5 protein-coding genes are annotated in these 6630 nt (G+C 36.8%); 2 read left to right on the top strand and 3 right to left on the bottom strand.

Going from position 1 to position 6630, the window contains the following annotated elements:
• Positions 1 to 287: 287 nt before the first annotated feature.
• The gene (locus tag LIZ98_RS16345; protein WP_227140272.1) at positions 288 to 2009 is read right to left on the bottom strand and encodes a methyl-accepting chemotaxis protein; all 1722 of its coding nucleotides are present in this window, start codon (positions 2007 to 2009) and stop codon (positions 288 to 290) included.
• Between the two features lie 145 nt (positions 2010 to 2154).
• On the opposite strand from LIZ98_RS16345, the gene LIZ98_RS16340 reads away from it, so the two are divergent.
• Complete coding sequence (locus LIZ98_RS16340) at positions 2155 to 2427, top strand: acylphosphatase (protein WP_034772606.1); 273 nt, start codon at positions 2155 to 2157, stop codon at positions 2425 to 2427.
• A 309-nt stretch (positions 2428 to 2736) separates the two neighbouring features.
• Here LIZ98_RS16340 and LIZ98_RS16335 read toward each other — a convergent pair whose 3' ends face one another.
• The gene (locus LIZ98_RS16335) at positions 2737 to 3099 is read right to left on the bottom strand and encodes a nuclear transport factor 2 family protein (RefSeq protein WP_034772604.1); all 363 of its coding nucleotides are present in this window, start codon (positions 3097 to 3099) and stop codon (positions 2737 to 2739) included.
• Positions 3100 to 3818: 719 nt separating this feature from the next.
• Here LIZ98_RS16335 and LIZ98_RS16330 point away from each other — a divergent pair.
• On the top strand, positions 3819 to 5117 hold the full coding sequence (locus LIZ98_RS16330; RefSeq protein ID WP_227140271.1) for an MFS transporter: 1299 nt from the start codon (positions 3819 to 3821) through the stop codon (positions 5115 to 5117).
• A 260-nt stretch (positions 5118 to 5377) separates the two neighbouring features.
• Here the strand turns inward: LIZ98_RS16330 and corA are convergent, their stop codons facing one another.
• Entirely contained in the window at positions 5378 to 6322 is a 945-nt protein-coding gene (corA, locus tag LIZ98_RS16325; RefSeq protein ID WP_095142442.1) for a magnesium/cobalt transporter CorA, read from the bottom strand.
• Positions 6323 to 6630: the final 308 nt, after the last annotated feature.

Raw genomic sequence — 6630 nt, 5'->3', positions numbered from 1 at the left:
AAGGTGAGGTACTTCAAGAATTTTGAAATCCTACTTGTTTTAGGAAGAACAGACTAAATATCCATGTCCCTGTGGGAATTTTTTTGTGACCGGCATCATGTAAGCGTTTGCTTTAGTATGCTCGTGTAATCAACATTGTGCCTCCCAAACCAATCGGATGCATGGGCAAGTCTTTCCAACCCAACTTTCTCGTTGAAACGGGTCAGAGGGATAAAGCTGCTTTGTGGAAAGCACTTTATCCCTCTCAATATTTATCCGACGGTCTGCTTTCGGGTCTGGCCGATGCATCATATCTTAAATTTGCGAACGAGGTTGTCCAAGTCTTTGACCAATTTTTCCAATTGTTTCGTATTGCCAACGACTTCTTCCATATAACTGCTTGATTCTTGAGCAGAGGCGGCGGTTTCTTCAATCCCTGCTGCTGATTCTTCCGAGATGGCGGCAATTTCTTCAATGGAAGTGCTCATTTGCTGATTTTGTGCCGTAATCGAAGCCAAGTTTTCTATAATCGTTTGTAAATTTCCTACCATGCCTGTTACCGATTCATTAATAATATTAAATGTTTCACTCGTAGATTTAATTTGGGTTGTCCCTTTTTCCACTTCATCATAACCGCTTCGAAGCGAATTAGTCACTTCTTTAATCTCATTTTGAATTTTGTTTACGATTCCAGTAATGTCTTTGACTGATGCAGCGACCTCTTCAGAAAGTTTTCTCACTTCTTCCGCCACAACCGCAAATCCTCTTCCGTGTTCTCCGGCTCTTGCTGCTTCAATAGCGGCATTAAGGGCCAGTAGATTGGTTTGATCGGATATGTCTTTAATCACATAGACCAGTTTGGAAATTTTTTGCGATTCATCATGTAAGTTTTGTACTTTTTGAACACTTTCTTCAACAATGGAATCAATTTTTGCCATTTGCTCGGTGGATTGATCCATTAATTCTTTTCCATCATTAGCAAAGGTGAGTACGATTTGCGATGATTCTTGAATTTTTTCACCGTTTTCATTTGCCTCTTGAACAATTTTTGAGTATTGTTGCATCGATTCGGATACTAAATTTGAGTGACTGGCTTGAGATTCGGAACCTTTTGCTAAATCTTGCATGGTTACAGCGATTTGTTCAGAACTTGCTTTCACTTCATGGGCAAGTTCCGTTAATGCTGAACTGCTCTTGCCGACTGTAGAGGTCATGCTCGATATTTGTTGAATCATATTTCGCAAATTTTCCCTCATTTTATTGATGGAAGAACTAATTTGACCAATCTCATCCTTTCCGTCATACGTTAATGGTTCAACCGTCAAATCTCCATCAGCTATTTTGTTACTTAATTCAACAACTTTACCAAGATTTCGTGTAATATTTCTACTGATGAAGAAGATGAGTATTGCACCAACGATAATCGATGCGGTTATCGAGATGATTTGGATGATAATAGCCAGTTGTTTACTTTTTTCGGCTTGGGTAATAGCATGTTGGCGTTCTTTGTCTATATTTTTGCGTAAAGAATCAAGAGCAAAAATTGTCGATGTCCGTGCCTTATTTGCCTGACTTATATAGTAGGAAGCCGACGAATCTGACATATTATCAATTTCCGGAATGATATTTTCGTTTAATAACTGATCAAGTTTCTTTTCATTCTCATTCACGAGTTGAAATAAGTTTTTTTGCTCTTTCGAAACTAAGATTTTACTAATTTCTTTTTTAATGTCATGGAAAGTAGCGTTATCTGCATTATAATTGTTAATATTTTCATCACTTCTTTCAATGACATAACTCATGATATTCGCTGCTTTACTGTTAACAATGGAACCCATTTGCGTAATCATGACCGAACGATCGGATTCTATTTCCAGTTGCTCGATATTTTTTCCAATGTTATTGATCGAAATGGTGACAATGATTGTGGAAATGATAAAAAATATAAATACGGATACTAAAGTCATGGTGTATTTAGCACCAATTCGAAAGTCTTTAAAATTTAACCTATTTTTTCTCTTCTTGCTCATATCAATTCTCCTAATATATATAGTTTACTTTTATGTAATTGCTTTCACATTCTATTATTATCATACAATTTCTACACGTTTTTCTCAAGGTGATTTTTAGTATAATAAGGATAGGGAAAGCCGTAAAAAAGGGGGAGGAAAAATAATGATTGTCCATATTATTTTCGATGGTCGGGTTCAAGGTGTAGGTTTTCGTTATTCCGTTATGCAAAAAGCGTTGGAATATGGAATCAATGGCTGGGTGAGAAATAACGATGACGGGACGGTGGAGATGGAAGGTGAAGGAACTGAAGAACAAGTTAAAATGTTTGTAGAATCCCTTCGCACATGGCCAAATCGTTTTATTAAAGTAACGAATAAAAAAATCACATATTTGGAAGTCGAAAAAGGATATAAAAAGTTTTCCATAGTCGGATAGGACGGTGAGGGATCATTTGGCTCCCTCCCTGGAAAAGTGTTGGTGGGGTGTACAAATCTTATAAGTCCTTTTTTGTCTTTTTCGTTTCAAACTATTCTCCTTTTGTGGACTGTCCGTTTTTGCCTTTTTCATTTCAAACCATTTTCCCTTTGTGGAACAAAGTGCATAGATTCAAACGTCCGTCATTGCCTCTTTTGTTTCAAGCTATTCTCCCTACTGTGCCTGCCTGTGTTTGTGCTTTTTATTTCAAGCTATTCTCCCTATTGGTGCCAGCCCTTTTTTGTTCTTTTCATTTCAAACCATTTTCCCTTATGTGGAACTGTCCGTCTTTGTCCCTTGATGGAAGACCATTTGCCACCTGTTTTCCATATATTTCCAGATAGAGCTCCTTAATGTATATTGTTGGGTTTCTTTATTAAAAATTCGATAGGTTGTTAGAACAATTTCGTCGGATAGGGGGTGAATTTCGAATTCGCTAAGTTGCATGTTGACGACACCTATTCCTTCTGGCGCGATTCCATCCTTGTGTAAAATTTTTCCGGAACTGCCGATTTCAAAAAAATTGTCGGCAAGGATGTTACTTAATTCAGTAGCGGAAGTTCGAATGTCCGGTGTTAGTAACATTTCTTCCAGCTTACGTAAATGCTCTTTTAAAAGATTGTTGTTTTCCATTTCTTTCGCTCCAGTCAAAAATATAATAAATTCTCATCATTTTCTATTTCGTACAGCGGAATCCCATATAGCACTATCAGGAAGTATAACAGGCAAAAAAAGAGTATCAATTTGAAATATAAGATTCTGTGATTGTGAACAATTTTACAACAAGACCGGCAATTTTATCAATTGATTGATGTTTTTCGGATTTGTGAAAAATATAATTTTCTATAAGAGGTTTTATCGCAAAAAAAATTGAGAATTTCCAGGCTCAAAAATGGTTACTGGTGAATTCGAGGGGAAGACTGTTGAATACTCGTAATCTACTGTTGAATTTACAGGGTGAGTTGTTTAATTTTTCAATTTTACTGTTGAATTTATATCCAAGTACTGTTGAATTTTCCTTTTTTACTATTGAATACCGGGGGAGGATTGTTGAATACTTGTAATCTACTGTTGAATTTTTCGTCAAAACCGAGCATTTTTCGCTTCAAAATATCGACAAAATAAATCAAAAGTCACTCATTCGCTATTATGCAAGAAATCGTTTTATCAAACATTGAACTTTTTGTGACAAAATGATTTACAATCCCAGAAAATTCATGATAGAATATGACCATAGGATTTTCAGGTCATCTGATGAATTAACACTATATCGACTATAAAAATGCTTTTTTGTTCAAAATGTAAGCGATTTAAAACAAAAAGGGAAAAGCTTATTTGAAGGGAGAAAAAACATGTTAAAGGGGAATGTAAGGGTTCTATTTGCTAGTTTAATAGGAAGCGCTATCGAGTGGTTTGATTACTTTTTATATGGGACGGTTGCTTCGTTAGTTTTTAATCAATTATTTTTTGTAAGTGAGAATCCCACAATCGGGTTAATAATTGCCTATACATCTTTCGCCATTGCCTTTTTCTTACGGCCAATCGGGGGAATTCTTTTTAGTCATATTGGGGACCGTTTAGGACGGAAAAAGACATTAGTTTTAACGCTCAGTTTGATGGGGGTGTCTACATTCGGTATGGGGATGTTGCCTACTTATCAGGTCATCGGTATTTGGGCGCCAATCTTCCTTACTTGTTTACGTTTTGTTCAAGGACTTGCCCTCGGCGGTGAATGGGGCGGCTCGGTGTTGTTGGCAGTTGAATATGCACCGAAAAATAAAAAAGGTTTGTTTGGCAGTGTTCCGCAAATGGGAATTTCCATTGGTTTGATATTAGGATCTTTAGTGATGTCGGTCATGACCCTTTTACCGGAAGATCAGTTCATGTCTTGGGGATGGCGGGTACCGTTCTTATTAAGTGTCATTTTGGTTGTTTTTGGATTGTGGATTCGAAAAGGGATTGATGAAACTCCTGCATTTAAAAAGGCGCAAGAAGCCGGTGAAGTATCAAGACTCCCAATTGCCGATACATTACGCTACCATTGGAAAGCTGTGTTAATTGCAATGGGTGCAAAAGTTGTTGAAACAGCGCCATTTTACATATTTGGAACATTTATCGTTTCGTACGCGACGACCACTTTGAATTTTAATAAAACTGATGCGTTAAATGCTGTTGTCATCGGTTCGTTAGTGGCAACAATTATTATTCCAATTATTGGAAACTTATCCGACCGTATTGGCAGAAAAAATATTTATCTATTTGGTATTGCAGCAACAATCCTATATGCATTTCCATATTTCTGGATGCTGCAACAAGGTTCGGTCTTTTTGCTTATTTTGGCAACGGTAATTGGTCTTGGCTTTATTTGGGGATCCGTCAATGCGGTTCTTGGTACGATGATATCGGAATTTTTCCCTGCTAAAGTCCGCAATACCGGTATCTCTTTAGGCTATCAGCTGGGGGCAGCATTTGCAGGTGGTACGGCACCACTTGTTGCTACGGCATTATTGGCCACATTTAACAATTCATTCGTTCCGGTGGCCCTATATATGATTTTGGCTGCAATCATCAGTTTATTCGCCATATCTTTTATAAAAAATAACGGTCAAACAAATGAACAAATAGATTCAGAATTGGATCTAAATATGTAATATAGACTGTTTGGAACGGGAAACATTTTGATAAAACAAAAAACAGCATGGTAACAAGCCTTGCTGTAGAATATTTGCATAGTCATCAGATGACCTGTTGTTTTTTATCATAGTAAAATGGAAATAGGATTTGTGCGGTGTTCATGTGAGCTTAATTCTCTGGAACACCGCTCAATATGTTTAAGAAAGACGTCCCACATACCGATTTGTTCGGAAAAGCATGGTGTTCACACAAACGTTGCCACAAGGACGTGAAAGTTTTATTTAAACCACCCTTTTTTCCATAAAATGGCTAACATCAATGAGCCGATAACAAACATCGAACCTAAGACGGCATAATAGCCCCATCGCCATGACAATTCCGGGATATACTTAAAGTTCATGCCGTAAATACTAGCGATAAAGGTCAACGGAATAAAAATAGAAGATAGCACGGTTAAAGTTTTCATGATATTGTTCATTCGATATGAGTTTATAGAAATGTAACTGTCCCTAATATCGTTTGTCATTTCTCGATTGGAATCGATAATTTCAATAAGTCTAAGCAAATGATCATAAATATCCATAAAATAAAGATGATCTTCTTTCGGAATATTTACTCTTTCTGAATTCAAAATGCGGTATAATAGCTCGCTCATTGGTGTGATTGTTCGCCGCAATTTTAATAATTGATTTCTTACTTCAAAAACATCCTCGATCAAATCTTGACTGCCATTTTTTGTCACAAGCTCTCCAATAAAGTCTTCCAATTTGTAAGCAGCCGGGAAATATTCGTCAACAATTTTATCCAATAGTAGATAAAAAATATATAGCGGATTTTTATCCAAGACGATTTTTGAGTCTTCTTTTACTTTTTCAAAAACGTTATTCACTTCTCTTGAATCGTCAAGGTGAAAGGAAACGATGAAATTTTTGCCAAAGAAGATATCCACTTCTTCTGCTAAAAGGGTTTGCGGGTTAATGGTGTGTAAGACATAAAAATTATAATCTTCATAAAAATCAACTTTTGGACGTTGAAAAAAATGTAAACAGTCTTCAATCGAAAGCGGGTGGAAATTGAAAAACGTATAGAGAAGTTGTGTTTCTTCTTCAGTTGGGGAATGAAAGTCAACCCAATACCAGGAAATTTTCGAATCAACCAATTCCTGTATGGAAATATCATGTAATACTTGCTGATCTTCTGTTACTGCAATCGTATGAATCATGGTCATGCACCTTCGTTCTCTTTGTACATGTTGACAAGTATAACATATATAAGAGGAGAAATAAATTCTATGGGTGAAAGAGAAATACGATGATGGTGATATATTTGTTAATGAACTTGAGTTTCGCATCCTAAAGACGGATGGGTGTGTCGTCGCCAAAAAATCAAGTTTCCCGCCTCAAAGTGACGACGAGAAAGAGCCTCGTCGCCAAAAAAGTGAGTTTTCTGGCTTAAAATGGTGACGAGAAAGGGTTTCGTCGCCAAAATAGAGCATTTTCCGCCACAAAAGGGTGACGAGAATGAATCTCG

Origin of the sequence: Caldibacillus sp. 210928-DFI.2.18, assembly GCF_020554505.1 — a bacterium.
GTDB classification, from domain to species: domain Bacteria; phylum Bacillota; class Bacilli; order Bacillales; family Caldibacillaceae; genus Caldifermentibacillus; species Caldifermentibacillus hisashii.
The sequence above is the reverse complement of the archived record's forward strand: the minus strand, read 5'-3'. Positions and strand labels throughout refer to the sequence as shown.